This is a genomic window from Stutzerimonas sp. NM35, assembly GCF_054604355.1.
Genome location: NZ_CM137728.1, coordinates 3,685,130 through 3,711,209, shown reverse-complemented (window position 1 = coordinate 3,711,209; position 26,080 = coordinate 3,685,130). Strand labels below are relative to the sequence as shown.

The 26,080-nt window shown below is 62.9% G+C and carries 23 protein-coding genes; 11 read left to right on the top strand and 12 right to left on the bottom strand.

Going from position 1 to position 26,080, the window contains the following annotated elements:
* The first annotated feature begins 27 nt into the window (after positions 1-27).
* The 4 genes from dnaN to ahpF all read left to right on the top strand — a co-directional run bounded on the left by dnaN (position 28) and on the right by ahpF (position 6,468).
* Positions 28-1,131, top strand: a complete 1,104-nt coding sequence (dnaN, locus tag ACYCFC_RS17155) for a DNA polymerase III subunit beta (RefSeq protein ID WP_181086569.1) — start codon at positions 28-30, stop codon at positions 1,129-1,131.
* Positions 1,132-1,141: 10 nt separating this feature from the next.
* On the top strand, positions 1,142-2,254 hold the full coding sequence (gene recF / locus ACYCFC_RS17150; protein WP_459652339.1) for a DNA replication/repair protein RecF: 1,113 nt from the start codon (positions 1,142-1,144) through the stop codon (positions 2,252-2,254).
* On the top strand, positions 2,251-4,665 hold the full coding sequence (gene gyrB, locus ACYCFC_RS17145) for a DNA topoisomerase (ATP-hydrolyzing) subunit B (RefSeq protein WP_459652338.1): 2,415 nt from the start codon (positions 2,251-2,253) through the stop codon (positions 4,663-4,665). The genes recF and gyrB overlap by 4 nt, the downstream gene beginning before the upstream one ends.
* A 237-nt stretch (positions 4,666-4,902) precedes the next feature.
* Complete coding sequence (gene ahpF, locus ACYCFC_RS17140) at positions 4,903-6,468, top strand: alkyl hydroperoxide reductase subunit F (RefSeq protein WP_459652337.1); 1,566 nt, start codon at positions 4,903-4,905, stop codon at positions 6,466-6,468.
* Between the two features lie 76 nt (positions 6,469-6,544).
* On the opposite strand, the gene ACYCFC_RS17135 is transcribed toward ahpF, so the two are convergent.
* The 5 genes from ACYCFC_RS17135 to glyQ form a co-directional block, all read right to left on the bottom strand.
* On the bottom strand, positions 6,545-7,915 hold the full coding sequence (locus ACYCFC_RS17135) for a diguanylate cyclase (RefSeq protein ID WP_459652336.1): 1,371 nt from the start codon (positions 7,913-7,915) through the stop codon (positions 6,545-6,547).
* A 61-nt stretch (positions 7,916-7,976) separates the two neighbouring features.
* On the bottom strand, positions 7,977-8,726 hold the full coding sequence (locus ACYCFC_RS17130) for a lysophospholipid acyltransferase family protein (RefSeq protein ID WP_181085269.1): 750 nt from the start codon (positions 8,724-8,726) through the stop codon (positions 7,977-7,979).
* Positions 8,723-9,265: a D-glycero-beta-D-manno-heptose 1,7-bisphosphate 7-phosphatase gene (gmhB, locus tag ACYCFC_RS17125; RefSeq protein ID WP_181085267.1), complete on the bottom strand. Its 543-nt coding sequence runs from the start codon at positions 9,263-9,265 to the stop codon at positions 8,723-8,725. Before gmhB ends, ACYCFC_RS17130 begins: the two co-directional genes overlap by 4 nt.
* A gap of 4 nt (positions 9,266-9,269) precedes the next feature.
* A complete protein-coding gene (glyS, locus tag ACYCFC_RS17120) occupies positions 9,270-11,324 on the bottom strand; it encodes a glycine--tRNA ligase subunit beta (protein ID WP_459652335.1) in 2,055 nt (684 codons plus the stop codon).
* Positions 11,321-12,268: a glycine--tRNA ligase subunit alpha gene (glyQ, locus tag ACYCFC_RS17115; RefSeq protein ID WP_459652334.1), complete on the bottom strand. Its 948-nt coding sequence runs from the start codon at positions 12,266-12,268 to the stop codon at positions 11,321-11,323. The genes glyS and glyQ overlap by 4 nt, the downstream gene beginning before the upstream one ends.
* A 128-nt stretch (positions 12,269-12,396) precedes the next feature.
* On the opposite strand from glyQ, the gene ACYCFC_RS17110 reads away from it, so the two are divergent.
* Positions 12,397-12,963, top strand: a complete 567-nt coding sequence (locus ACYCFC_RS17110) for a DNA-3-methyladenine glycosylase I (protein ID WP_181085261.1) — start codon at positions 12,397-12,399, stop codon at positions 12,961-12,963.
* Positions 12,964-12,990: 27 nt separating this feature from the next.
* Here ACYCFC_RS17110 and ACYCFC_RS17105 read toward each other — a convergent pair whose 3' ends face one another.
* On the bottom strand, positions 12,991-14,586 hold the full coding sequence (locus tag ACYCFC_RS17105; protein WP_459654020.1) for a methyl-accepting chemotaxis protein: 1,596 nt from the start codon (positions 14,584-14,586) through the stop codon (positions 12,991-12,993).
* Between the two features lie 518 nt (positions 14,587-15,104).
* On the opposite strand from ACYCFC_RS17105, the gene ACYCFC_RS17100 reads away from it, so the two are divergent.
* Both ACYCFC_RS17100 and ACYCFC_RS17095 read left to right on the top strand, forming a co-directional pair.
* The gene (locus ACYCFC_RS17100) at positions 15,105-15,992 is read left to right on the top strand and encodes a lysophospholipid acyltransferase (RefSeq protein WP_181085257.1); all 888 of its coding nucleotides are present in this window, start codon (positions 15,105-15,107) and stop codon (positions 15,990-15,992) included.
* Positions 15,993-16,008: 16 nt separating this feature from the next.
* Entirely contained in the window at positions 16,009-16,275 is a 267-nt protein-coding gene (locus ACYCFC_RS17095; RefSeq protein WP_181085256.1) for a PilZ domain-containing protein, read from the top strand.
* A 92-nt stretch (positions 16,276-16,367) separates the two neighbouring features.
* Here the strand turns inward: ACYCFC_RS17095 and ACYCFC_RS17090 are convergent, their stop codons facing one another.
* Genes ACYCFC_RS17090 through def form a run of 5 tightly spaced genes read right to left on the bottom strand, consistent with a single transcriptional unit; the run spans position 16,368 to position 20,971 of the window.
* Positions 16,368-16,685 (bottom strand): hypothetical protein, encoded by a 318-nt coding sequence (locus tag ACYCFC_RS17090; protein WP_459652333.1) that lies wholly within the window; start codon positions 16,683-16,685, stop codon positions 16,368-16,370.
* 59 nt (positions 16,686-16,744) lie between these two features.
* Positions 16,745-18,118 (bottom strand): Trk system potassium transporter TrkA, encoded by a 1,374-nt coding sequence (gene trkA / locus ACYCFC_RS17085; RefSeq protein ID WP_181085252.1) that lies wholly within the window; start codon positions 18,116-18,118, stop codon positions 16,745-16,747.
* Positions 18,119-18,149: 31 nt separating this feature from the next.
* A complete protein-coding gene (gene rsmB, locus ACYCFC_RS17080) occupies positions 18,150-19,472 on the bottom strand; it encodes a 16S rRNA (cytosine(967)-C(5))-methyltransferase RsmB (RefSeq protein ID WP_459654019.1) in 1,323 nt (440 codons plus the stop codon).
* A 5-nt stretch (positions 19,473-19,477) separates the two neighbouring features.
* Positions 19,478-20,407 (bottom strand): methionyl-tRNA formyltransferase, encoded by a 930-nt coding sequence (fmt, locus tag ACYCFC_RS17075; RefSeq protein WP_459652332.1) that lies wholly within the window; start codon positions 20,405-20,407, stop codon positions 19,478-19,480.
* Positions 20,408-20,464: 57 nt separating this feature from the next.
* Positions 20,465-20,971, bottom strand: coding sequence for a peptide deformylase (gene def, locus ACYCFC_RS17070; protein ID WP_181085248.1), 507 nt, complete (start codon positions 20,969-20,971; stop codon positions 20,465-20,467).
* A gap of 148 nt (positions 20,972-21,119) precedes the next feature.
* Here def and ACYCFC_RS17065 point away from each other — a divergent pair, with 148 nt between their 5' ends.
* The 3 genes from ACYCFC_RS17065 to ACYCFC_RS17055 all read left to right on the top strand — a co-directional run bounded on the left by ACYCFC_RS17065 (position 21,120) and on the right by ACYCFC_RS17055 (position 23,933).
* Complete coding sequence (locus tag ACYCFC_RS17065; RefSeq protein WP_181085246.1) at positions 21,120-22,145, top strand: LysM peptidoglycan-binding domain-containing protein; 1,026 nt, start codon at positions 21,120-21,122, stop codon at positions 22,143-22,145.
* An 83-nt stretch (positions 22,146-22,228) separates the two neighbouring features.
* Positions 22,229-23,326 (top strand): DNA-processing protein DprA, encoded by a 1,098-nt coding sequence (gene dprA, locus ACYCFC_RS17060; RefSeq protein WP_181085244.1) that lies wholly within the window; start codon positions 22,229-22,231, stop codon positions 23,324-23,326.
* A 49-nt stretch (positions 23,327-23,375) separates the two neighbouring features.
* Entirely contained in the window at positions 23,376-23,933 is a 558-nt protein-coding gene (locus tag ACYCFC_RS17055) for an L-threonylcarbamoyladenylate synthase (protein WP_459652331.1), read from the top strand.
* 79 nt (positions 23,934-24,012) lie between these two features.
* Here ACYCFC_RS17055 and ACYCFC_RS17050 read toward each other — a convergent pair whose 3' ends face one another.
* A complete protein-coding gene (locus tag ACYCFC_RS17050; RefSeq protein ID WP_459652330.1) occupies positions 24,013-24,990 on the bottom strand; it encodes a quinone oxidoreductase family protein in 978 nt (325 codons plus the stop codon).
* A gap of 122 nt (positions 24,991-25,112) precedes the next feature.
* Between ACYCFC_RS17050 and hemF the strand changes: the two genes are divergently transcribed.
* Positions 25,113-26,030, top strand: a complete 918-nt coding sequence (hemF, locus tag ACYCFC_RS17045) for an oxygen-dependent coproporphyrinogen oxidase (RefSeq protein ID WP_459652329.1) — start codon at positions 25,113-25,115, stop codon at positions 26,028-26,030.
* The last annotated feature ends 50 nt before the right edge of the window (positions 26,031-26,080 follow it).

Sequence of the window (26,080 nt, the reverse complement as noted above, 5' to 3'; positions counted from 1 at the left end):
GCCATTTAATAGGCAAGGGACCGGACCATGCATTTCACCATTCAGCGCGAAGCCCTGTTGAAACCCCTGCAGCTGGTAGCCGGCGTCGTCGAGCGGCGCCAGACCTTGCCGGTGCTGTCCAACGTATTGCTGGTTGTCCAGGATCAGCAACTGTCCCTGACAGGGACCGACCTGGAGGTCGAACTGGTCGGTCGCGTTGCATTGGAAGATGCCTGCGAGCCCGGTGAAATCACCGTGCCGGCGCGCAAGCTGATGGATATCTGCAAGAGCCTGCAGCCCGATGCACTGATCGACATTCGCCTCGATGACCAGAAAGTGGTGATCAAATCCGGGCGCAGCCGTTTTTCCCTGTCGACACTGCCCGCCAATGATTTTCCGGCTGTGGAAGAAGGTCCTGGCTCACTGAGTTTCAGCGTCAACCAGGGCAGCATGCGCCGCATGATCGAGCGCAGCAGCTTCGCCATGGCCCAGCAGGATGTGCGCTATTACCTGAACGGCATGCTGATCGAAGTTTCCAGCGGCATGTTGCGTGCCGTGGCGACCGATGGCCATCGCCTGGCGATGTGTTCCGTGCAGGCCAACATCGATCAGCCGGACCGTCATCAGGTCATCGTTCCGCGCAAGGGGATTCTCGAACTGGCGCGGCTGCTGACCGAGCAGGATGCTGAAGTCGGCATCGTTCTGGGCCAGCATCATATTCGCGCGACCACCGGCGAATTCACCTTCACCTCCAAGCTGGTGGATGGCAAGTTCCCCGATTACGAGCGTGTGCTGCCGCGTGGCGGCGACAAGCTCGTCGTCGGCGATCGACAGACGCTGCGCGAGGCCTTCAGCCGTACGGCGATTCTCTCCAACGAAAAATACCGCGGCATTCGTCTGCAACTGGAAAGCGGCCTGTTGAAGATCCAGGCCAACAACCCGGAGCAGGAAGAAGCGGAAGAGGAAGTGGCCGTCGACTACAACGGCGGTTCGCTGGAGATTGGCTTCAACGTCAGCTACCTGCTGGATGTGCTGGGCGTGATGACCACCGAGCAGGTGCGTCTGATTCTCTCCGATGCCAACAGCAGTGCGTTGGTCCAGGAATTCGACAACGACGATTCCTCCTATGTCGTCATGCCGATGCGTCTGTAACCAGCACTGAATGTCCCTTAGCCGTATTTCCGTCACCGGCGTTCGCAACCTGCAGCCGGTGACGTTAACCCCCTCCCCTCGCATCAATATCCTTCATGGCGATAACGGCAGTGGCAAGACCAGCCTGCTGGAAGCCATCTATCTGCTGGGTATGGCACGCTCGTTTCGCAGTGCTCGTCTGAATCCGGTGATCGCTCACGAACAAACGAGCTGTACGGTTTTCGGTCAGGTGACGCTGGATGAGGAACGATCCAGCGCGCTGGGTATTTCCCGTGATCGTTCGGGCGATGTGCGCATTCGTATCGACGGCCAGAGCGTCAAGAGCGCAGCCGAACTGGCTGATGCACTGCCATTGCAGCTGATCAACCCGGACAGTTTTCGCCTGCTGGAAGGTGCGCCCAAGCTGCGCAGGCAATTCCTCGACTGGGGCGTGTTCCACGTGGAACCGCGCTTTCTCCAGGCGTGGCAGCGGCTGCAGCAGGCCTTGCGGCAGCGTAACTCGTGGCTGCGGCATGGTACACTTGACGTCGCTTCGCAGGCGGCCTGGAGCCGTGAGCTGAGCCTGGCAAGTGAGGAGATCGACGAGTATCGACGGGCCTACATTCAGGCACTCAAGCCGGTTTTCGAGAGAACCCTGGCAGCCCTGCTGGAGCTGGAAGGCTTCCAGCTGAGCTATTACCGAGGTTGGGACAAATCCCTGGCTCTCGCCGATGTACTGGCGGCATCAATCGAACGTGATCGGATGATGGGGCATACCCAGGCGGGACCTCAGCGGGCTGATCTTCGCCTGCGTATGGCAGGCCACAGCGCGGCGGAAACCCTGTCTCGTGGCCAGCAGAAACTGGTTGTCTGTGCCCTGCGCATAGCCCAAGGGCATCTGGTGAGCGAGGCCAAGCGCGGGCAATGTATTTATCTGGTCGATGACCTACCGTCCGAGCTGGACGAAACCCACCGGCTTGCGCTGTGCAGCTTGCTGGAACAACTGAATTGCCAGGTTTTCATCACCTGTGTCGATTCGAACCTATTGCGAGAAGGCTGGCGTGACGATACGCCAATCTCAATGTTTCACGTGGAACATGGAGCGATAGCCCAGGTCCACGGCCCCTCGGGAGTGACGGCATGAGCGAAAACCATACTTACGACTCGTCCAGTATCAAGGTACTCAAAGGCCTCGATGCGGTACGCAAGCGTCCCGGTATGTATATCGGCGATACGGACGACGGCACCGGCCTGCATCACATGGTGTTCGAGGTCGTCGATAACTCGATCGACGAAGCGCTGGCCGGCCATTGCAGTGATATCTGCATCACCATTCACGTCGACGAGTCCATCAGTGTGCGCGACAACGGGCGTGGCATTCCGGTCGATATCCACGAAGAAGGGGTGTCGGCTGCCGAGGTCATCATGACCGTGCTGCACGCCGGCGGTAAGTTCGATGACAACTCCTACAAGGTCTCCGGTGGCCTCCACGGCGTGGGCGTCTCCGTGGTGAATGCGCTCTCCGAGGAGTTGATCCTGACGATTCGTCGCGGTGGCAAGGTCTGGGAGCAGATCTATCGTCACGGCGTTCCCCAGGCACCGCTCGCGGCTGTGGGGGAAACCCAGGATTCCGGCACCGAGATCCACTTCAAGCCCTCGGCGGAAACCTTCCAGAATATCCACTTCAGCTGGGATATCCTGGCCAAGCGGCTGCGCGAACTCTCGTTCCTCAACTCCGGGGTCGGCATTGTCCTGCGCGATGAGCGCAACGCCAAGGAGGAGCTGTTCAAGTATGAAGGCGGCCTCAGCGCCTTCGTGGCCTACCTCAACACCAACAAGACGCCGGTGAACGAGGTTTTCCACTTCAATGTCCAGCGTGATGACGGTGTTGGCGTTGAAGTGGCGTTGCAGTGGAACGACAGTTTCAACGAGAACCTGCTCTGCTTCACCAATAACATTCCCCAGCGCGATGGCGGTACGCACCTTGCCGGGTTCCGCTCGGCACTGACACGTAACCTGAACAACTACATCGAGCAGGAAGGCCTGGCCAAGAAACACAAGGTTGCGACCACCGGCGACGATGCGCGCGAAGGACTGACGGCCATCATCTCGGTCAAGGTGCCGGACCCCAAGTTCAGCTCGCAGACCAAGGACAAGCTCGTATCCTCGGAAGTCAAAACCGCTGTCGAACAGGAAATGGGCAAGCACTTTGCCGACTTCCTGCTCGAGCATCCCAACGAGGCGAAAGCGGTCGTCAGCAAGATGATCGATGCGGCGCGTGCCCGCGAGGCGGCGCGCAAGGCACGGGAAATGACGCGCCGCAAGGGCGCCCTGGATATCGCCGGTCTTCCCGGCAAACTTGCCGATTGCCAGGAAAAGGACCCTGCCCTTTCCGAACTCTACATCGTGGAAGGGGACTCCGCGGGCGGCTCTGCCAAGCAGGGGCGCAACCGCAAGACCCAGGCGATCCTGCCGCTCAAGGGCAAGATCCTCAACGTCGAGCGGGCGCGCTTCGACCGCATGATTTCCTCGCAGGAAGTCGGCACGCTGATCACCGCACTGGGCTGCGGGATCGGGCGTGAGGAATACAACATCGACAAACTGCGTTATCACAACATCATCATCATGACCGATGCTGACGTCGATGGCTCACACATTCGCACGCTGCTGCTGACTTTCTTCTTCCGTCAGCTGCCTGAGCTGGTCGAGCGTGGCTACATCTATATCGCGCAACCGCCGCTGTACAAGGTCAAGCGTGGCAAGCAGGAGCAGTACATCAAGGACGATGAGGCGATGGAGGAATACCGCACCCAGTCGGCTCTCGAGGAAGCCAGCCTGCACGTCAACGAAGGTGCGCCAGGCCTGTCCGGCGAAGCCCTGGAGCGGCTGGTCAACGATTACCGCGCCGTGATGAAAACCCTGCAGCGCCTGTCGCGTCTCTATCCGCAGGAACTGACCGAACACTTCATCTACCTGCCGCGCGTAACGGTCGAGCAGCTGGCTGATCAATCGGCGATGCAAACCTGGCTGGCGTCCTATTCGGCGATGCTCGAAGGTGTCGAGCGCTCGGGCTTGGGCTACAAGGCCAGCCTGCGCGAAGACAAGGAACGCAGCCTGTGGTTGCCCGAGGTGGAAATCATTTCGCACGGCCAGGCCAGCTACATCACCTTCAACCGCGACTTTTTCGCCAGCAATGACTACAAGACCGTCACCACGCTGGGGGATGAGTTGAACAGTCTGCTGGAAGAAGGCGCCTACGTTCAGCGCGGCGAGCGCAAGAAAGCGGTTTCCTCCTTCAAGGAAGCTCTGGACTGGCTGATGGTCGAAGGCACCCGCCGGCATAGCGTGCAACGCTACAAGGGGTTGGGTGAAATGAATCCGGACCAGCTGTGGGAAACCACCATGGACCCGGCGGTGCGCCGAATGCTCAAGGTCACTATCGAAGATGCCATTGCAGCTGACCAGATCTTCAACACCCTGATGGGTGATGCGGTGGAGCCGCGCCGGGACTTTATCGAAACGAACGCTCTGGCGGTGTCCAATCTGGACTTTTGATTCTTCCGCGTCTCTGCAATACCTGCCCCGGCCTCGTGCCGGGGTTCTTGTTTATGGATGGCTGAAAAAGCATGTGTTCCACGTGGAACACAAGACCTGAGAAGTTCCCGATAGTTTTTACTGATTGAGTCTCTTGCATTAATCAATTTTTGAAAATTACCTGGCCCCGGTAGGATTCGCTTATCGAAGCTTTTTCATCTTCCCGGCCAAGGCCAATCTTTGCTTAAGGGGTATTTCATGCTCGACACCAATCTCAAGACCCAGTTGAAAGCCTATCTGGAAAAGGTCACTCAGCCGTTCGAGATCGTCGCGTCCCTCGATGACGGCGAGAAATCCCGGGAAATGCTGAGCCTGCTGCAGGACATCGCCAGCCTCAGCGACAAGATCACCTTGAAGACCGACGGCCAGGATGCACGCAAGCCGTCCTTTGCGCTGAACCGCATCGGTGGCGACATCAGCCTGCGCTTTGCCGGCCTGCCCATGGGCCACGAATTCACCTCGCTGGTGCTGGCGCTGCTGCAGGTCGGTGGGCATCCGTCGGAGACCGCGGCGGACGTCATCGAGCAGATCAAAGGCATCGAAGGCGAATACAACTTCGAGACCTACTTCTCGCTGTCCTGCCAGAACTGCCCGGACGTGGTCCAGGCGCTGAACCTGATGGCCGTGCTCAATCCCAACATCCGCCACGTCGCCATCGACGGCGCGCTGTTCCAGGATGAAGTCGAAGCGCGTCAGGTCATGTCGGTGCCGAGTATCTACCTCAACGGCGAACTGTTCGGCCAGGGTCGCATGGGCGAAGAGGAAATCCTTGCCAAGCTCGACACCGGCGCCGCCGCCCGTGACGCCGGGAAGATGAGCGCCAAGGCCGCCTTCGACGTGCTGGTCATCGGCGGTGGCCCGGCCGGTGCCGCCGCTGCCGTCTACGCCGCGCGCAAGGGCATCCGCACCGGCGTTGCCGCCGAGCGTTTCGGCGGTCAGGTGCTGGACACCATGGCCATCGAGAACTTCATCTCGGTCAAGGCCACCGAAGGCCCGCAATTGGCCCGCGCCCTGGAAGAGCACGTGCGCGAATACGAGGTCGACATCATGAACCTGCAGCGCGCCAGCAAGCTGATCCCGGCGGGCGCCGAAGGCCTGCACACCGTCGAGTTCGAGAACGGCGCACGGTTGCAGTCCAAGACCGTGATTCTCTCCACCGGTGCGCGCTGGCGTGAGATGAACGTGCCCGGCGAGCAGGAATACCGCGGTCGTGGCGTCGCCTACTGCCCGCACTGCGACGGCCCGCTGTTCAAGGGCAAGCGTGTGGCGGTGATCGGCGGCGGCAACTCCGGCGTGGAAGCGGCCATCGACCTGGCCGGCCTCGTCGCTCACGTCACCCTGCTGGAATTCGGCGAGAGCATGCGTGCCGACGCCGTACTGCAGAACAAGCTGCGCAGCCTGCCCAACGTCACCATCCTGACCATGGCGCAGACCACCGAAGTGCTGGGCGACGGCCAGAAGGTCACCGGCCTGGTCTACAAGGACCGCAACACTGACGAACTGCACACCGTCGAGCTGGAAGGCATCTTCGTGCAGATCGGCCTGCTGCCCAACAGCGACTGGCTCAAGGGCAGTGTCGAGCTGAACCGCTTCGGCGAGATCATCGTCGATGCCAAGGGCCAGACCAACATCCCTGGCGTGTTCGCCGCCGGCGACGTGACCACGGTGCCCTACAAGCAGATCGTCATCGCCCTGGGCGAAGGCGCCAAGGCTTCGTTGAGCGCCTTCGATCACCTGATCCGCAGCACGTCGCCGGTTGCCTAACGCAGCGCTGCAACGCAAAAGGGGGAGCAGATTTCGGTCTGCTCCCCCTTTTTCATGCTTTGCTGTGGTGCACCCCTCAGCTTGAGGGCGCCAGTACGCAGCGGTTACGGCCTGTACGTTTGGCTTCATACAACGCCTGGTCGGCGCGGCGCAGAAGATGTTCGTAGTCGGGATGGCCATCGTGAACGGCTACGCCGATGCTGACTGTCACGTTGAGTATTTCACCCTGAGGCAGGCGGAAACGCTCGGAGGCGATGGCGGCGCGCAATTTTTCCGCCGCTTGCAGGACCTTCTGCGCGTTGATGTCCACCAGCACCAAGAGGAATTCTTCGCCGCCGAGACGGAAGGCATAGTCGCCGCCACGGGTATTGTTGGACAGAGCCGTGGCGATTTGCAGCAGTACCTGGTCACCACCGTCATGCCCATAACGGTCGTTGATCTGCTTGAAGTTGTCGACATCGATGGCGAGCACGCCGAAGTTGCCGCCGGACTGACGGCTGTAGAGCATTTCCTTGTTCATCACCACTGGCAGGAACTTGCGGTTGAGCAGCCGAGTGAGCACGTCGCGCCCGGTTTCCAGTTCACCGGCCTGCTCGAACAGGTTGTCCAGCAAGAAGCGAATGGAGCGGGTTTTTTCACGGATGCTATGCAGCGTACCGTTGCCTTGATCCACGCCAACTTCACCAAGGAGCTGCAGCTCTTTGTCGATATTGAGGATGAATTCCAGGATGTTCGCCGCATTGGGCGAACCCTGGAAGGCGTGAGCGGCCTTGTGGCGGAACCACAGACCGAATTCGGAGCCGGTCAGGCGCGGCAAACTGGAGAAGCTGCTACCCACCGCGAGATTGAACATCAGCTGGTTTTCCCAATCCAGCAGGGCTGCACGCTGACGTTCCTTCTCGGCACCCAGATTTTGCGCTACCGAAAACAGCCGATAGGCTTCCTCTGCACGTGAGTTCCGGTCGTGGGACTGGGAATAGGCGAAGCAGATGATTTCCACGGCCAGATCGATGATGTCCGCACCCAGACGGGCGGCGTCGCGGCGCAGGACCTCCTCGGGTACGCGCTGTTCGATCAGGGTGCGTAGCCGGCCCTTGAGATGACGAGCACCACGCAGCACCAGGCTGACCGGGATTTCGATGCGTGCATGGACTTCGCCAATGGTACGCTGCAGCTCGATGAGCGGCTCCAGATTCTCATCGCTAGTTGCTGTGAGTACGCGCTGCACCCAGCGCTGCATGGAATTGCTGAGACGCTCTTGAACCTGTTCATGAGAAAGGAACAGGGCAGCCTGAGGATCGGCCAGCATCTGTTGGTAGAAGTGCGCAGCCAGTTCCTGGCTGTTAGCTTCAGCTACGGCTTTCAGCTCGATGCCGGCCTGGCGGGAAAAACGTTGCAGCAGGCTTTGCCATTCGGCAGCCAGTTGTTCGTTTGAGATGTACTGCACGTAACCAGACTCTCGATGATGTCCGGGGGCGGCATCCCTGCCCTCCCTGCTGACGGGGTGATCAGTTTGCGATACCGGCCCGTTGCTCCAGGATTTTCACCTGTGCATTGATCCAGTCTTCGGCGCGTTGATTGAGTTCGGCAACCGCGCGAGGTCCTTCGCTTTCGGCATGCATGGCCGGACCGATAACCACCTGGATTATTCCGGGGTTTTTGCCCCAACCCGCCTTGGGCCAGAATAGGCCCGCGTTATGGGCGATAGGCAGTACCGGCAGTCCGGCATTGACCGCTAGCGAGGCACCGCTGCGGGAAAATTTGCCCTGCTGTCCGACCGGTACGCGGGTGCCTTCCGGGAAAATAAGCACCCAGGCGCCCTGCTCCAGGCGTTCCTGGCCCTGCTTGGCCACCTGCCGCAGCGCCGCCTTGGGGTTGTCGCGATCGATGGCGATGGGTTTGAGCAGCCACATGGCCCAGCCGAAGAACGGCACCCGTAGCAGCTCACGCTTGAGCACCTGGGTCAGAGGCTCGAAGTATGCTGACAGGAAGAAGGTTTCCCAGGTGCTCTGGTGCTTGGCCAGGATCACACAGGGTTGCGAGGGGATGTTCTCCGTGCCGTGCACCTCATAGCGCAGGCCGACCAGTGTCTTGCCCAGCCATACGGCGCAGCGGCACCAGTTCTGCACCACGAAGCGGTAACGCATGCGGAACGACATGAACGGCGCACAGACCAGGCACACCAGGCACCAGGCGAACGCAGTGAACGACAGCAGGAAGTAGAACAATGTGATACGCAAGGGAAGCAGGGCTTTCATGCGGTGCTCCCCACTAGATGATCGACAACTGCGGCCAGGTCATCGAAGACCTGCGTGCCCACAGGCAGCGTGCCTTCAAGCGTGCGCAAGCCCTTGCCAGTTCTGACCAGATAAGGCTCGCCGCCAAGCAGAAGACCGGCATGCAGGTCGCGGTGGCTGTCGCCGACCACCGGCACGCCTTTCAGGTCAGCCAGGCTGAAATGCTCGGCGATGGTGCGGAACAGCCCGGGCTTGGGCTTGCGGCACTCACAGCCGTCGTCCGGGCCGTGCGGGCAGTGCACGATCAGGTCGATGCGCCCGCCCTGCTCCATCACGAGTTGCTGCATCTTGAGGTGCATGTCATCGAGGGTGCTGGCGTCGAACTTGCCGCGCGCCAGACCGGACTGGTTGGTGGCCACGGCCACTGTCCAGCCGGCTTGGCACAGCCGTGCAATGGCCTGGAGCGAGCCGGGAATCGGAACCCACTCATCCAGGCTTTTCACATAGGCGTCGGAGTCTTCGTTGATGACCCCGTCACGGTCGAGCACGATCAGTTTCACGGGCTTAGCCAAGTGCGGAAATATCGGCGACGCCAAGGAACAGTCCTCGCAAACGGGCCAGCAGGGCATAGCGGTTGGCACGTACCGAAGGGTCTTCGGCATTGACCAGCACCGCCTCGAAGAAGGCATCCACCGGTGCGCGCAGGTGCGCCAGGCGCTCCAGCGATTCGCGGTACTGACGCGCCTCGGCCAGCGGTTGCACGGCCTGTTCGGCCTGCTGCAACGCCGAATACAGCGAGAACTCGGTGGCGTTGTCGAACCAGCGTGGCTCGACGGTTTCCGGCAGCTTCGCCTCGAACTTGCCGAGCAGGTTGGAGACGCGCTTGTTGGCCGCGGCCAGCGCCTCGGCTTCCGGCAGCTTGCGGAACGCCTGCACGGCCTGCACGCGCTGATCGAAATCCAGCGCCGAAGCTGGTGCCACGGCGCGTACCGACAGGTAGGTCGCCATCTCGACGCCTTCGTCCTCGTAGCGCGCACGCAGGCGATCGAAGATGAACTCCAGTACCTGTTCGGCCAGGCCAGCGGCCTTCACCTGAGCGCCGAACTGGCCGATGGAGAACTCCACCGCGCGGACCAGGTCCAGGTCCAACTGCTTCTCGATCAGGATGCGCAGGATGCCCAGCGCCGCACGACGCAGCGCGTAGGGATCCTTGCTGCCGGTGGGCAGCATACCGATGCCGAAGATGCCGACCAGGGTGTCGAGCTTGTCCGCCACGGCAACAATGGCCCCGGTGCGGGTGCTCGGCAACTCGGCGCCAGCGCCACGCGGCATGTACTGCTCGTTCAGCGCCAGGGCGACATCCTGCGGCTCGCCGTCGTTCAGCGCGTAGTAGTAGCCGGCGATGCCCTGCATCTCCGGAAACTCGCCGACCATCTCGGTGGCCAGGTCGCACTTGCTCAGCAGCCCGGCGCGTGCCGCTTGCTGGATGTTGCCGCCTGTATTTTCGGCGATGAATGCGGCCAGCCTTGAAACCCGCACGGCCTTGTCGTAGACGCTGCCGAGCTGAGCCTGGAACACCACGTTCTTCAGGCGTTCGTTGAAGCTCTCCAGGGTCTGCTTCTTGTCCTGCTTGAAGAAGAATTCGGCGTCGGTCAGGCGCGGGCGCACCACCTTCTCGTTGCCGGCAACGATCTGCGCCGGGTCCTTCGATTCGATGTTGGCCACGGTGATGAAGCGTGGCAGCAGCTTGCCGCCGGCATCCAGCAGGCAGAAGTACTTCTGGTTGTCCTGCATGGTGGTGATCAGCGCCTCCTGCGGTACCTCGAGGAAACGTTCCTCGAAGGAGCAGACCAGCGGCACCGGCCATTCCACCAGCGCGGTCACTTCATCGAGCAGTGCCGGCGGCACGATGGCGCTGCCGTTCTGCTCGCCGGCCAGCTGTTCCACGCGCCTGGCGATCAACGCACGACGTTCGGCGAAATCGGCGATCACATGGGCGCCGCGCAGGTCTTCCAGATAGCTGGACGGCTGGCTGATGCGTACCGGCGCCGGGCTGTGGAAGCGGTGGCCACGGGACTCGCGACCGGCGCGCTGGGCGAGGATTTCGCAATCGACGATCTGATCACCGAACAGCATGACCAGCCACTGCGTCGGGCGCACGAATTCTTCCTTGCGCGCTGCCCAGCGCATGCGCTTGGGAATCGGCAGGTCGTTGAGGGAAGACTCGACAATGGCAGGCAGCAACTCCGCTGTCGGCTGGCCGGCGATGGTGCGGCTGAATTTCAGCTTGGGGCCACTGCGGTCGATCTCGGCCAGGTCCACGCCGCATTTGCGGGCAAAACCCAGCGCGGCCTGGGTCGGCTCGCCTTCGGCGTCAAAGGCAGCCTGCAATGGCGGGCCGTCGAGGTTGATGCTGCGGTCGGGCTGCTCGGTCGCCAGCTGTTCGACCAGCACGGCCAGACGGCGTGGTGCGGCAAAGGCCTGTACGCGACCATGGGTGAGTCCGGCCTCTTTCAGGCCCTTCTCGATACCGGCGCGGAAGGCGGTGGACAGCTTGTCCAGCGCCTTGGGTGGCAGCTCTTCGGTGCCCAGCTCGACCAGAAAATCTTGTGCACTCATTCTGCTGCCTCCAGCTTGGCCAGTACTTCGTCACGCAGGTCGGGGGTGGCCATGGGGAAGCCCAGCTTGGCGCGCGCCTGCAGGTAGCTCTGCGCCACGGCGCGGGCCAGGGTGCGCACACGCAGGATGTATTGCTGGCGCGCGGTGACCGAAATGGCCCGGCGCGCATCGAGCAGGTTGAAGGTATGCGAGGCCTTGAGCACCATCTCGTAAGTGGGCAGAGGCAGCTCCAGCTCGATCAGGCGATTGGCTTCGGATTCGTAGAAGTCGAACAGTTCGAACAGCTTCTCGACGTTGGCGTGCTCGAAGTTGTAGGTCGACTGCTCCACCTCGTTCTGGTGGAACACGTCGCCGTAGGTCACGGTGCCGAAGGGGCCGTCGGTCCAGATCAGGTCGTAGACCGAATCGACGCCCTGCAGGTACATGGCCAGGCGTTCCAGGCCGTAGGTGATCTCGCCGGTGACCGGGTAGCACTCGACGCCGCCGACCTGCTGGAAATAGGTGAACTGGGTGACTTCCATGCCGTTGAGCCAGACTTCCCAGCCCAGGCCCCAGGCGCCGAGGGTCGGCGATTCCCAGTTGTCCTCGACGAAGCGTACGTCATGCACCGAGGTATCCACGCCGATGTGGCGCAGCGATTCCAGGTACAGGTCCTGGATATTGTCCGGGTTGGGCTTCAGAACCACCTGGAACTGGTAATAGTGCTGCAGGCGGTTGGGGTTTTCGCCATAACGGCCATCGGCTGGGCGGCGCGACGGTTGAACGTAGGCGGCGTTCCAGGTCTCGGGACCGATGGCGCGCAGGAAGGTGGCAGTGTGGAAGGTACCGGCGCCCATTTCCATGTCATAGGGCTGCAGGACCACGCAGCCCTGCTCTGCCCAGTAGCTCTGCAGGGCGAGGATCAGGTCTTGGAAGGTGCGCACGGCAGGCGTAGTCTGGCTCAAAATTTCACCTGTGCTGGGCTTCGACGGAAAGTTGCGGAGTATACCCGATTCCCGTGCTTTCCCGGCGTTGCCGCGTGCCCGCGAACGCCGTTTTCGATCCACCCCGCCATGCCTTCAGGGAGCCGCCCATGCAACGTTGCGCCTGGTGCAGCGACGATCCGCTGTATGTCCGTTATCACGACCATGAATGGGGAGTGCCGAACCGCGATCCGCAGGTTTTGTTCGAGTTTCTGCTACTGGAAGGCTTCCAGGCCGGGCTGTCCTGGATCACCGTATTGCGCAAACGGGAACGTTACCGCCAGGTGCTGTTCGGTTTCGACCCGCAACGCCTGGCGCGGATGACCGATGCCGAGATCGACGAGCGCATGCAGGACCCCGGTATCATCCGCAACCGGCGCAAGCTCGAAGCCGCACGCAACAATGCCCGTGCCTGGCTGCGGCTGGAGGACCCGGCAGCGTTCATCTGGTCCTTCGTCGAGGGCAGGCCGCTGGTCAATCATTTCCCGACGCACCAGCAGGTGCCGGCCATCACGCCTGAAGCCGAGGCAATGAGCCGCGCACTGAAAAAAGCCGGTTTCAGTTTCGTCGGCCCGACCATCTGCTACGCCTACATGCAGGCTTGTGGCCTGGTCATGGACCACACCACCGATTGTCATCGGTATGTACAGTTGGCCGGGAGCGAGCCGAGCGGTTGAGCGTCTCCGACCATCGTCCGGTCATTTTCAACTGATACGGAAGCATCGGATTTCCTGTTCCAGCAGCCGCGTGGTGCGCTCCAGTGCCTCGGTGGCTCTGGCATTGCCTTGCGTGGCTTCGGAGGTTTCGCCCGACATCAGCGAAATCCGCTCGACGTGGCGGGCGATTTCGCCGATAGCCGTCACCTGCTGTTCGGTCAGTTCGACGATGTGGCGCACATTGCGCAGCGAATCCTGCGACTGGCCGCGGATTTCCTCCAGATGTCCAGCGGCTTCGTTGGCCAGTTCCAGGCCCTGCTGCACCTGCGTCCCGGTTGCCTGCATGGCTGTCACCGCGCTGCGCGTTTCATTCTGGATCAGCACCAGCATCTGTGCGATTTCCTCTGTCGCCTCGGTGGTGCGTTGCGCCAGCTGGCGCACCTCGTCGGCCACCACCGCGAAACCGCGCCCGTTGTCGCCGGCCCGTGCTGCTTCGATGGCGGCGTTGAGCGCGAGCAGATTGGTCTGGTCGGCGATGCCACGAATCGCGCCGGTGATGCCGGAAATCTCCTCGGAGCGCTTCTGCAGGGAGGTGATCTGCTCCGAGGTATCTGTCACCGTGCGGGCCACCACGGCCACTTCGTCGGCCACCGACCTGACCAGTTCCACCCCGGATGCCGACAGCTCCGCGGCTTTTACCGAGTTGGTTTCGGCATGCTGGGTGATCCCGGAGACTTCCCGCAGGCTTTGGAACATTTCCTCCAGGCTGGCTGCGGCAGCGGTAGAGCGTGCGGCCTGTTCTTCGGTGGAGCGCAGCATGTTGCGCGAGGACTCGTTCAGGTGAGTGATCTGCGAACCGATGTCGGAGCCGGTCGTGACGATCTGCATGACCATCTCGCGCAGCTTGGTCTGCATGTCGGCCACTGCCGCCGATATGCTGTGCGCGTAGTCGGTGCGGATGGTCACGCTGAGGTCGCCGTCGGCGATGCGCTGCACCACCGCCGCGACCTTTCTCGGTTCGCCGCCGAGGCTGTGCAGCAGGTAACGCGTGATCATGTAGGCCACGGAGCCACCGATCAGCACACCGATGGCGCAGAGTATGAACATCAGCGAGGTGAAGTTCCCGGCGGTCGCGCGGGTGATGCCGGTCTCATGCTGGCTCTTGCTTTCCTGCCAGTCGATGAAGCGGTTGATGCTTGCCAGCCAGTCGCTGAAGGCCGGGCGGGCGTCCTGCATCAGAACCCGCTCAGCCGCTTCCCGGTCGCCGGCCCGGTAGTGGGCCAGAATACGGTCCAGCATCGGCTGGGTGTGGCGTTCGATGGCCTTGATGGCGTCGAGCAGCGCTCGCTCTTCGTTCCTGCCGCTGGCAGGGTTGGAGAAGATGGCGTCCAGCCGGCGGGCCGACTCCTCGTACATGAGGGTCAGGCGCTGGATTTCCTCGAGGCTCGCCTGATGCTCGCCTGCGTCATGCAGGAGTGCCAGGTCACGGAAGGCGATGGCGCGGTCATGCACGCTGCCACGGAAGTTGATCGCTTGGCGCTGCTTCACGGCGTTGCCGTCGACGATCTCGGTCAGGGTCGAGTTGATGATTCCGACTTGCCAGCTGGCCACTACGGCGATGCCGATCATCAGGATCAGCAGAATGATAAAACCGGTAACGGGCTTGACAGTCAGTAAATCGCCCCTACGCTGGCTGTCCGCTGTCCGCTGTCCGCTGTCCGCTGTCCGCTGTCCGCTGTCCGCTGTCCGCTGTCCGCTGTCCGCTGTCCGCTGTCCGCTGTCCGCTGTCCGCTGTCCGCTGTCCGCTGTCCGCTGTCCGCATTATGTGCTCTCTAAAATTTGGAGCCGAAGTTTGTTTTATCTCCGGCAAATGCGCGTATGACTGTTCCGTCTGTCGGGTCGATTGACGGGCATGCTTCGCTATAAAAATGGCGTCAAATTTATAGCATGTCGTGATGTCATTTTGACTTTGGTCAATGGTTGACAGGCTTTGCTGAAGGGCATTATTTCGGGCCTGCCACAAGTCGAAGCAGTAGGAGCATCCGTAGAAAACGCTTCCTTACCTGCAGCCAGGCCGCTTCATTCGTCGTGATGGCGCGCGCGCCCACGGCAATCGACCCGAAGTGGTTAAACTATTGCCCTTTCGGTTTCTGGAGTATTCCGTGGAAAAGCTCAAAGGTGCCCTGCTGGTCGGTGCTCTGCGATTGTTCGCTCGGCTGCCCTGGCCAATGGTGCAGAGCCTCGGGGTGATGATCGGCTGGCTGATGTGGAAGCTGCCGAACCGCTCGCGCGAGGTGGCGCGGACCAACCTGCAGAAGTGTTTTCCCGAGCTGGACGCCGCAGAGCTGGACGCCCTGCTCGGTCGCACCCTGCGGCAGACCGGCAAGGCCTTTACCGAAAGCGCCTGCGCCTGGATCTGGTCGGCGGAAAAGACGCTGCGCCTGATCAAGGAAGTCGAGGGGCTGGAGGTGCTGGAACAGGCGCTGGCGTCCGGCAAGGGGGTGGTCGGGATTACCAGCCATCTGGGCAACTGGGAAGTGCTCAATCATTTCTACTGCGCGCAGTGCAAACCGATCATCTTCTACCGTCCGCCGAAGCTGAAGGCGGTGGACGAGCTGTTGCAGAAGCAGCGTGTGCAACTGGGCAATCGGGTCGCGCCTTCGACTCGTGAAGGCATCATCAGCGTGATCAAGGAAGTGCGCCGCGGCGGTTCGGTGGGCATTCCAGCCGATCCCGAGCCCAGTGAGAACTCCGGCGTCTTCGTGCCTTTCTTCGCCACCCAGGCGCTGACCAGCAAATTCGTGCCCGGCATGCTCACCGGCGGCAAGGCAGTGGGTGTGTTCCTGCATGCCCTGCGGCTGGAGGACGGTTCGGGCTTCAAGGTGATCCTCGAAGCCGCGCCGCCGGAGATGTACAGCGAGGATGTCGACGTCGCCGTTGCCTCGATGAGTCGCGTGATAGAAAGTTACGTGCGCCGCTGGCCGGAGCAGTACATGTGGACCATGAAGCGCTTCAAGAAGCGTCCTGCCGGCGAGGCGCGCTGGTACTGACAGGGGGAAGGGACTCATGACGAACCAGCGCATGCACCCACGCGCCAGCATGAAATGCCGCATTCGCATCAGCCACGAAACCTTCGGCGATGTGCTGGCGCAGACCCGCGATCTGTCCGACAGCGGCGTTTACGTCAAACACCCGGACCTGGTTTCGCTGCAGCCTGGCACCCTCGTCCGTGGCCAGGTGCAGGACCTGCCGATCCCGGCGCCGGAACTGACGATGGAAGTGATGCGGGTGGATGCCGAGGGCATCGGGCTGCGCTTTATCCTGCCGGACTGACGCTCGTAGGGCCGAACTCGTTCGGCCTTTGCAAGCTGTGGCCGAATGAATTCGGCCCTACGGTCAGGCGCGGGCCGAAACGGCGAGGAAGGTCAGGGGCGCTGCGCCTTGTCCAGCTTGCGCAGGAACACCGTCATCTCCTTCTCGGCCTGCTTGTCGCCATGCGCCTGAGCGGCAACCAGACCTCGCTCCCAGGCGTCACGTGCGCCGGCAGTGTCGCCGCTGATCTGCAACGCCCGGCCCAGCAGTTTCCAGGCGGCGGAGTATTTGCGGTCCTGCTCGACGCAGCGGCGAAAGTGCATGACGGCGCGTTCGGCATCACCGGCATCCAGATAGCCCTTGCCCAGGCCGAAGCGCAGCATGGGGTTGTCCATGCCCTGTGCGAGCATCTTCTCCAGCGATTCAAGCATCGGTTGCCTCCTTGGGGGCAAGTCAAAAGCTCAGCGCTCCGCTCCATCGTACAGGCTGATCAGAAAAACGTCAGGCCGGCCTGGAACAGGCGCTCGACATTGCGCACCTGCTTCTTGTCCACCAGAAACAGGATCACGTGATCGCCGGACTCGATCACGGTCTTGTCGTGGGCGATCAGTACCTGTTCGTCGCGGATCACCGCGCCGATGGTGGTGCCTGCCGGCAGGGCGATCTTGCCGATTTCACGACCGATGACCTTGCTGGAGCGGGCATCGCCATGGGCGATCACCTCGATGGCTTCGGCGGCACCGCGGCGCAACGAGTGTGCGCTGACGATGTCGCCCCGGCGTACGTGAGTCAGCAGGGTGCCGATGGTGGCCAGTTGCGGGCTGATGGCGATGTCGATCTCGCCACCCTGCACCAGATCGACGTAGGCCGGGTTGTTGATGATGCACATCACCTTGCGCGCGCCGAGGCGCTTGGCCAGCAGGGAAGACATGATGTTGGCCTCGTCATCGTTGGTCAGGGCGAGGAAGACATCCACATCGCGGATGTTCTCTTCCAGCAGCAGGTCGCGATCCGAAGCGCTGCCCTGGAGGATGATGGTGTTGTTCAGGGTATCGGAGAGGTAGCGGCAGCGCGCCGGACTCATCTCGATGATCTTCACCTGGTAGCGGTTTTCGATGGCCTCGGCCAGGCGCTCGCCGATATGCCCGCCGCCAGCGATGACGATGCGTTTGTAGTTTTCGTCGAGCCGGCGCATCTCGCTCATCACGGCACGAATATGTGCCCTGGCGGCGATGAAGAAGACTTCGTCATCGGCCTCGATCACGGTGTCGCCCTGCGGCAGGATCGCCTGGTTACGCCGGAAGATCGCTGCGACGCGAGTATCGACGTTGGGCATGTGCTTGCGGATCTGGCGCAGCTCCTGTCCCACCAGCGGGCCGCCATAGTAGGCGCGCACGGCCACCAGCTGCGCCTTGCCATCGGCGAAGTCGATCACCTGCAGCGAGCCGGGATGCTCGATCAGGCGCTTGATGTAGTTGGTCACCACCTGTTCGGGGCTGATCAGCACGTCCACCGGAATCGCCTCGTTGCTGAACAGGCTGGTGCGGGTCAGGTAGGCCGGCTCGCGCACGCGGGCGATCTTGGTCGGAGTGTTGAACAGAGTGAAGGCGACCTGGCAGGCGACCATGTTGGTCTCGTCGCTGTTGGTCACCGCCACCAGCATGTCGGCATCGTCGGCACCGGCCTGGCGCAGCACCGTGGGAAAGGAAGCGTGGCCGACGATGGTGCGGATATCCAGACGATCACCCAGGGCGCGCAGGCGATCGGCATCGGTATCGACCACGGTGATGTCGTTGGCTTCGCTGGCGAGGTTTTCCGCCAGTGTGCCGCCGACCTGACCTGCACCGAGAATGATGATTTTCACGTGGTCACTCCTGAAAAGAGCGCTGATTGGCTTAGGGTGTCCGAGCACCGGGCTGGGCGGCAATCTTGATCAGTTTGGCGTAGTAGAAACCGTCGTGCCCGTCTTCCTGCGGCAGCAACTGGCGGCCGTGGCTCTGCTCGAGCCCGAAACCACCGGCCAGACCCAGCTCGCGTGCGCCGGGCGTGCGGCTCAGGAAGGCTTCGATCACCTCGCGGTTCTCCGTCGGCAGCACCGAGCAGGTGGCATACAGCAGCACGCCGCCGACTTCCAGGGTGGGCCAGAGCGCGTCGAGCATCTCGCCCTGCAGGGTCGCCAGTGGTGCGATGTCGTCCGCCTGACGGGCCAGCTTGATGTCGGGATGACGGCGGATCACCCCGGTGGCCGAACAGGGCGCATCGAGCAGGATGCGCTGGAAGGGTTTTCCATCCCACCAGAGGTGGGTGTCGCGGGCATCGGCAGCCGTGAGTGTGGCCTTGAGCTGCAGGCGATCGAGGTTTTCCTGCACGCGCTGCAGGCGCTTGGGCTCCAGGTCCAGGGCGATGACTTCGCTCAGGCCCGGCTCACGTTCGAGGATGTGGCAGGTCTTGCCACCCGGTGCGCAGCAGGCGTCGAGTACGCGCTGGCCGGGTTTCAGCTCCAGCAGTCCGGCGGCCAGTTGCGCTGCCTCGTCCTGCACGCTGACCCGGCCTTCGGCGAAACCGGGCAATTGCTGCACATCGCAGGGTGCGGTCAGGCGGATGCCGTCTTCGCTGAACTGGCAGGGATGCGCCTCGATTCTGGCAGCCTGCAGCTCAGCCAGGTATTGGTCACGGCTGGCCTGACGGCGATTGACTCGCAGCATCATCGGCGGATGCGCGTTGTTGGCGGCGCAGATGGCTTCCCAGTGCTGCGGCCAGAATGCCTTGAGCGATTTCTGCAGCCAGCGCGGATGTGCCACGCGGATCACCGGGTCGTGCTCCAGTTCCGCCAGCAGCGTCTCGCCTTCGCGCTGGGCGTTGCGCAGCACCGCATTGAGCAGGCCCTTGGCCCAGGGCTTTTTCAGCTTTTCCACGCAACCGACGGTTTCGCCGATGGCCGCGTGGGGTGGAATGCGGGTGTGGAACAGCTGGTAGAGGCCGATCAGCAGCAGCGCCTCGACATCGCGGTCGGCGGCCTTGAAGGGTTTTTGCAGCAGCTTGGCGGCCAGCCCGGCCAGACGCGGTTGCCAGCGTGCGGCGCCGAAGGCCAGTTCCTGCGTCAGGCCGCGATCACGCGCTTCGACCTTGCCCAGCACCTCGGGCAGGCTGCTGCCCAGCGAGGCCTTGCCGGCGAGCACCGTCGCCAGGGCGCGGGCTGCCGCCAGGCGGGGGGTCATCGCCATTATTCGAACACCTTGCCGGGCGCGAACTGCTCACGCCGGCTGTTGTACAGATCGCCGAAGCCCAGCGGCTTGCCGCCCGGCAGTTGCAGGCGGGTGAGCAGCAGCGAGCCCTGGCCACAGGCGACTTCCAGGCCATCCTTGCCGGCGGCGATGATCTGGCCGGGACTGCCCTGCCCTGCGCCAAGCTCGGTCGCATGGATCTTCACCGCCGCGCCATCGAGGCTGGCATGACAGATCGGCCAGGGATGAAAGGCGCGCACCAGTCGTTCCAGCTCGACCGCCGGGCGCGTCCAGTCGATGCGCGCCTCGTCCTTGTTCAGCTTGTGCGCGTAGGTGGCCAGGTCATCGTTTTGATTCTCGCCCTGCAGGTTTCCGGCTGCCAGTGCCGCCACGCCCTGGACCAGCGCCTGCGAACCGAGGCTGGCAAGGCGGTCATGCAGGCTGCCACCGGTGTCCCCGGCGCTGATCGGTGTGCTGACCTTGAGCAGCATCGGCCCGGTATCCAGGCCGGCTTCCATCTGCATCAGGGTCACGCCGGATTCACTGTCGCCGGCCTCGATGGCACGCTGGATCGGCGCCGCACCACGCCAGCGTGGCAGCAACGAGGCATGGCTGTTGACGCAGCCCAGGCGCGGCATGTCGAGCACCGTCTGCGGCAGGATCAGGCCGTAGGCGACCACGACCATCAGGTCGGCCTGCAGCGCTTCAAGTTCTGCCTGGGCAGCAGGATCGCGCAGGGTCTGCGGCTGATACACGGGAATCGCGTGGCCGACGGCGAGCTGCTTGACCGGGCTGGGCATCAGCTTCTGCCCGCGACCGGCGGGTCGATCAGGCTGGGTATAGACCGCCACGACCGTCTGGCCCGCATCGAGCAGAGCCTGCAGGTGTTGGGCGGCGAATTCCGGCGTGCCGGCGAAAACGATGCGCATGGAGAGGTTCCATCAATAAAAAAGGCTTGCTGCGGCAAGCCTTTGGAGTTTCTGGGGTCAAGCCTGCTGGCGGTGGATCTTTTCCAGCTTCTTCTTGATCCGGTCGCGCTTGAGCGTGGAGAGATAATCGACGAACAGCTTGCCGTTGAGGTGATCGCATTCATGCTGGATGCACACTGCGAGCAGGCCTTCGGCCTCCAGTTCGTAGGGTTGGCCGTCGCGGTCCAGTGCCTTGATCCGCACCTTCTGCGGGCGATCGACGTTCTCGTAGAAGCCGGGCACCGACAGGCAGCCTTCCTGGTACTGGTCCATCTCGTCGGTGAGGAATTCGAACTCGGGGTTGATGAAGACCCGCGGCTCGCTCTTGTCCTCGGACAGGTCCATCACCACCACGCGCTTGTGGACGTTGACCTGGGTCGCGGCCAGACCGATTCCCGGTGCGTCGTACATGGTCTCGAACATGTCGTCGATCAGTTGGCGAACGTCGTCATCGACCACTTCGACCGGCTTGGCGATGGTGCGCAGGCGTGGATCGGGAAACTCCAGGATGTTCAGAATCGCCATATACGTTTGTGATGCACTTATGGAATAAATTCAAAAGCCGCTGCTAAGATGCCGGGCAGCTTGTAAACGGCTTAGCGCCGCTTTCCACAAGGATTACCGCGGCGCCAGGGCGCTTTACGTGAAGGCACATCATAAAGGGATTCACCACATGAGGAAATCACTACTCGCCCTGCTGCTGGTGGCGGTCGGCGGTATCGCCCAGGCTGATGTTCAGCTCAAGGCGAATCACCCCGAGCAGTACACCGTGGTCAAGGGCGATACGCTCTGGGACATCTCCGGGCGATTCCTGCGTGAGCCCTGGAAGTGGCCTGAACTGTGGCATGCCAATCCCCAGGTGGAAAACCCTCACCTGATCTATCCCGGCGACAGCCTCAGCCTGGTCTATGTCGATGGCCAGCCACGGCTCATGCTCGAACGCGGGGCATCGCGCGGCACCATCAAGCTTTCCCCCACCGTGCGCACCGTGCCGATGGCCGAAGCCATCCCGACCATCCCGCTGGAAGCCATCAACAGCTTTCTGCTGAGCAACCGCATCATCGACAGTGTGGACCAGTTCAAGGGCGCGCCCTATATCGTCGCCGGCAATGCCGAGCGTGTCATCAGCGGTTCGGGTGATCGTGTCTATGGCCGTGGTGCCTTCGAGGACGACATCCCCGTGTACGGCATCTTCCGTCAGGGCAAGACCTACGTGGATCCGGACAGCCAGGAGTTCCTCGGCATCAACGCCGATGACGTCGGCAGCGCCGAGATTATCGACATGGAGGACGATATCGCCACCATGATGCTGACCCGCGTCACCCAGGAAGCGCGCATCGGTGATCGCCTGTTCCCCAGCGAAGAGCGTGCGATCAATTCCACCTTCATGCCCAGCGAGCCGGAAGATGAAATCAAGGGTGTGATTCTCGATGTGCCGCGCGGCGTGACCCAGATCGGCCAGTTCGACGTGGTCACCCTCAACAAGGGCGCCCGCGACGGCCTCAAGGATGGCAACGTGCTGGCCGTGTACAAGACCGGTGAAACCGTACGCGACCGGGTCACTGGCGAGAACGTGAAGATTCCAGATGAGCGTGCCGGTCTGCTGATGGTGTTCCGCACCTACGAGAAGCTCAGTTACGGCTTGGTGCTGCAAGCCACGCGCTCGCTGGCGGTGCAGGACAAGATCCGCAACCCTTGACAGACAATCGAGCCCCGCTGATGCGGGGCTTTTAGCTTATGCGTGTCGCATGGAGGCGGCACCGGGACACAAGGACGTTTGCCATGCCTGCCCTATCCCCCGCCGAACTCGAAGCGCGCCTGCGTCTGCATCTGTTGCCCGACCTGGGACCACGGCGGCTGCAGCGGTTGTTGGAAGCCTTCCCTAACGCCTCTTCCGCACTCAGCGCACCGGCCAGCGCCTGGCGTTCACTGGGCCTGCCGGCCAGTTGCGCCGAGCCCCGCCGCAGCGCATCGATCCGCGAACGGGCCGCTGCAGCGCTGGCCTGGCTGGAGCGACCCGACCACCATCTGCTGATGTGGGACACCCCTGATTATCCCGCGCTGCTGGCCGAGCTGCCGGACGCCCCGCCGCTGCTGTTCGTCGAGGGTGATCCAGGCTTGCTCGAACGCCCGCAGCTGGCCATGGTGGGCAGCCGCCGAGCATCGCGTGCGGGCCTGGACAATGCGCAGCGTTTCGCGCGCAGCCTGGGCGGGGCGGGTTTCGTCATCACCAGCGGCCTGGCCCTGGGCATCGATGGCGCGGCACATCAGGGCGCGCTGGATGTCGAGGGCTGCACCATTGCCGTGCTGGGCACCGGCTTGCAGCGGCTTTACCCGGCGCGGCACGTCGGCCTGGCGGGCAGGATCGTCGAAGGCGGTGGTGCGCTGGTGTCCGAACTGCCACTGGATTGCCCGCCGCAAGCGTCCAATTTCCCCCGCCGCAACAGAATCATCAGTGGCCTGGCTTTGGGCGTACTGGTGGTCGAGGCCAGCCCTTCGAGCGGCTCGCTGATCACCGCGCGGCTGGCCGCCGAGCAGGGGCGCGAGGTGTATGCCATTCCCGGTTCCATTCATCATCCCGGCGCACGTGGTTGTCACCAGCTGATCCGCCAGGGCGCGACGCTGGTGGAGAGCGTCGAGGATATCCTGCAGGCCCTGCGTGGCTGGCAGCAGGTCGCCCCGTCTGCGCCGGGCAAGATGGCGCCTGAGCGTGAGGAGCATGCATTGCTCGCACACTTGCACGCCTCACCCATGAGCAGCGAAGCCCTCGCATGTGCGCTGGACCAGCCACTGACCCAGGTGCTGGCCGAGCTGACCGAACTGGAGATCGAGGGGCGGGTGGCCTGCGAGCATGGCCAGTGGGTCGCCCGCAGCGGTTGAGTGCCCTGCTCAGGTAAACTGCGCCGGTTTCCCTTCAGCAGAGGTCGCGATGGTCGGCAATTGGCGTATACAGCAGGCGGCGCGTGTGGTGCGGGCCGGGGGCGTGATTGCTTATCCCACCGAGGCGGTCTGGGGCCTGGGTTGCGACCCCTGGGACAGCGAAGCGGTTCATCGCCTGCTCGCGCTCAAGGAACGTCCGGTGGAAAAGGGGCTGATCCTGGTCGCCGGCGATATCGACGACTTCGACTTTCTTCTCGAAGACCTGCCTGAACGCTGGCTGGATCGCCTGGCTGGCAGCTGGCCAGGGCCCAATACCTGGCTGGTGCCGCATCGCCAGCGTCTGCCCGAATGGATCACCGGCCAGCACGACAGCGTGGCGCTGCGGGTGACCGATCATCCGTTGGTGGCCAGGCTCTGCGCATACACCGGCCCGCTGGTGTCCACCTCGGCCAACCCGGCAGGTCGCCCTTCTGCCCGTTCGCGCCTGCGTGTGGAGCAGTATTTTCCACGCCAGCTCGATGCCGTCCTCGACGGCCCGCTGGGCGGGCGGCGCAACCCCAGCACGATCCGGGATGTGCGTAGCGGGGAAGTCATACGAGCCAGTTAGCGGCGCTTGATGCGTAGGGCCGAACTTGTTCGGCCTTCACGAATCGTGGCCGAATGAATTCGGCCCTACAGTTCCAGCTTTACGGCAACAGAATCGTCGAACCTGTGGTGCTTCCTGCAGCCAGCAGGCGCTGGGCTTCGGCGGCTTCGCCAAGTGCGAAACGCTGGCCGATCTCGACGGTGATCTTGCCGCTGGCGATCATCTCGAACAGCTCCGCCGCCATCGCCTGCAGCCGTGGCGCGGTGTCCGCGTAGCCGGCCAGGATCGGTCGGGTGACGAACAGCGAGCCCTTCTGCGCCAGCACGCCGAGGTTGACCCCGGTCACCGCGCCGGAGGCATTGCCGAAGCTGACCAGCAGCCCACGCGGCGCGACGCAGTCCAGCGAGATTTCCCAGCTGCTCTTGCCCACCGAGTCGTAGACCACCGGGCACTTCTGGCCGTCGGTCAGTTCCATCACCCGCTTCACCACATCCTCTTGGGTGCGGTCGATGGTGGCCCAGGCGCCCAAGGCCTTGGCGCGTTCGGCCTTTTCTGCCGAGCCAACCACTCCGATCAGCTTGGCGCCCAGCGCGTTCGCCCACTGGCAGGCAATCGAGCCGACGCCACCTGCGGCGGCATGGAAAAGAATGGTTTCGCCGGCCTGCAGCGGATACACCTGGCGCAGCAGGTATTGCGTGGTCAGGCCCTTGAGCATCACTGCCGCCGCCTGTTCGAAGCTGATCGCATCCGGCAGCTTCACCAGGTGCCGCGCGGGCAGTACGTGATGTTCACCATAAGCACCCAGCGGCCCGGTGGAGTAGGCCACGCGATCACCGACCTGCCATTGCTCGACGCCCTCACCCAGCGCCTCGATCACCCCGGCGCCTTCGTTGCCAAGCCCCGAGGGCAGGCTCGGCGGCGCATAGAGGCCGCTGCGGAAATAGGTGTCGATGAAATTCAGGCCGATGGCGTGGTTGCGCACGCAGACTTCACCGGGCGCAGGCGACGGCACCTCGATCTGGACCTGTTCGAGAACCTCGGGGCCACCGTGCTGGCTGAACTGGATACGCTGCGACATAAGGGCTCCTGGCCGGATGTAAAGGAGCCTATCCAACCGCCCTGGCCGGCATTCGTCAACCGGGCCGATGATATGCTTGCCGATCAGATCGCACCGCCCTTCTTACTTGCCAAGGTGATTTCGTGAACGACCGGACCGAAGCCGTCAAAACCTACCTGCTCGATCTGCAGGATCGTATCTGCGCCGCGCTGGAAGCCGAGGATGGCGACGCCCGCTTCGTCGAGGACGCCTGGACCCGTCCGGCCGGTGGCGGTGGTCGGACTCGAGTCATCGAGAATGGCGGCCTGATCGAAAAAGGCGGGGTGAACTTCTCCCATGTGCACGGCGCCGGCCTGCCGCCTTCGGCCAGCGCCCATCGTCCCGAACTGGCCGGGCGTGGCTTCGAGGCGCTGGGTGTGTCGCTGGTGATCCACCCGCACAATCCCTACGTGCCGACCTCCCACGCCAACGTGCGCTTCTTCATCGCCGAGAAGGAAGGTGAAGAGCCGGTCTGGTGGTTCGGCGGCGGTTTCGACCTGACGCCCTACTACGGCTTTGATGAAGACTGCGTGCACTGGCACCGCGTCGCCCGTGACGCCTGCGCGCCGTTCGGCGCCGAGGTCTACCCGCGCTACAAGGAATGGTGCGACCGCTATTTCCACATCAAGCACCGCAACGAGCCACGTGGCGTCGGCGGGTTGTTCTTCGACGACCTCAACCAGTGGGATTTCGACACCAGCTTCGCCTTCATGCGCGCGGTCGGCGATGCCTACCTGGAGGCCTACCTGCCCATCGTGCGCAAGCGCAAGACCAGCGCCTTCGGTGAGCGCGAACGCGAATTCCAGCTGCTGCGTCGCGGTCGCTACGTGGAATACAACCTGGTCTACGACCGTGGCACGCTGTTCGGCCTGCAATCGGGCGGGCGTACCGAGTCGATCCTCATGTCGCTACCACCGCAGGTCAGCTGGGGCTACGACAAGCATCCCGAGCCCGGCACGCCGGAAGCGCGACTGACCGAATACTTTCTGCAGGACCGCGACTGGCTGAAAGAGCAGCCATAAGCCCCAAGCGGCGAGCCACAAGCCAAGCCGTCGTGCTTGCAGCTTGAGGC

Bases quoted from the DNA above. Each gene is read 5' to 3' on its own strand.
- rsmB (WP_459654019.1), bottom strand. From the start codon at position 19,472: ATGACCCCCCGCCTGGCGGCAGCCCGCGCCCTGGCGACGGTGCTCGCC.
- gyrB (WP_459652338.1), top strand. From the start codon at position 2,251: ATGAGCGAAAACCATACTTACGACTCGTCCAGTATCAAGGTACTCAAA.
- ACYCFC_RS17130 (WP_181085269.1), bottom strand. From the start codon at position 8,726: ATGAAAGCCCTGCTTCCCTTGCGTATCACATTGTTCTACTTCCTGCTG.
- def (WP_181085248.1), bottom strand. From the start codon at position 20,971: ATGGCGATTCTGAACATCCTGGAGTTTCCCGATCCACGCCTGCGCACC.
- glyS (WP_459652335.1), bottom strand. From the start codon at position 11,324: ATGAGTGCACAAGATTTTCTGGTCGAGCTGGGCACCGAAGAGCTGCCA.
- fmt (WP_459652332.1), bottom strand. From the start codon at position 20,407: ATGCGCATCGTTTTCGCCGGCACGCCGGAATTCGCCGCCCAACACCTG.
- ACYCFC_RS17110 (WP_181085261.1), top strand. From the start codon at position 12,397: ATGCAACGTTGCGCCTGGTGCAGCGACGATCCGCTGTATGTCCGTTAT.
- ACYCFC_RS17065 (WP_181085246.1), top strand. From the start codon at position 21,120: ATGAGGAAATCACTACTCGCCCTGCTGCTGGTGGCGGTCGGCGGTATC.
- recF (WP_459652339.1), top strand. From the start codon at position 1,142: ATGTCCCTTAGCCGTATTTCCGTCACCGGCGTTCGCAACCTGCAGCCG.
- dnaN (WP_181086569.1), top strand. From the start codon at position 28: ATGCATTTCACCATTCAGCGCGAAGCCCTGTTGAAACCCCTGCAGCTG.
- ACYCFC_RS17050 (WP_459652330.1), bottom strand. From the start codon at position 24,990: ATGTCGCAGCGTATCCAGTTCAGCCAGCACGGTGGCCCCGAGGTTCTC.
- ACYCFC_RS17090 (WP_459652333.1), bottom strand. From the start codon at position 16,685: ATGCTTGAATCGCTGGAGAAGATGCTCGCACAGGGCATGGACAACCCC.
- dprA (WP_181085244.1), top strand. From the start codon at position 22,229: ATGCCTGCCCTATCCCCCGCCGAACTCGAAGCGCGCCTGCGTCTGCAT.
- ACYCFC_RS17095 (WP_181085256.1), top strand. From the start codon at position 16,009: ATGACGAACCAGCGCATGCACCCACGCGCCAGCATGAAATGCCGCATT.
- ahpF (WP_459652337.1), top strand. From the start codon at position 4,903: ATGCTCGACACCAATCTCAAGACCCAGTTGAAAGCCTATCTGGAAAAG.
- ACYCFC_RS17055 (WP_459652331.1), top strand. From the start codon at position 23,376: ATGGTCGGCAATTGGCGTATACAGCAGGCGGCGCGTGTGGTGCGGGCC.